Source organism: Natrialba sp. PRR66, from assembly GCF_034808065.1.
In the GTDB taxonomy this organism is placed as follows: Archaea; Halobacteriota; Halobacteria; order Halobacteriales; family Natrialbaceae; genus Natrialba; species Natrialba aegyptia.
On the sequence record NZ_JAXHGN010000059.1, the window covers coordinates 1 to 279 of the forward strand.

The following is a 279-nucleotide window of genomic DNA, read 5'->3' on the forward strand; positions in this document are numbered from 1 at the left end:
GCGAGGTGGGCTATCTTCGCGGCGTGGTCGGCGATCCGTTCGAGTTGGCGGGCGGAGGAGTGATAGTCGAAACACACCTCTCGCGGGAGTCCGAGTTCCTTGGCCGCTCGCGGCGAGCGCAGCGTCGCCCGGAAGATGCGCGACACCACGAAGTACAGCCTGTCCACGTCGTCGTCGCGCTCGATCACGTCCCGGGCCAGGTCGTCGTCGTTCTCGACCAGCGCCGTCACCGCGTCTTCGAGCATCGACTGGGAGATCAGCCGCATCCGCGTCACCGCG

Annotated in this window: 1 protein-coding gene; it reads right to left on the bottom strand. The window is 67.4% G+C overall.

Annotation, left to right across the window (positions count from 1 at the left end; genetic code table 11):
* A partial coding sequence (locus SM755_RS23480) for a phosphate uptake regulator PhoU (RefSeq protein WP_323174812.1) occupies positions 1-279 on the bottom strand: 279 nt, incomplete at both ends.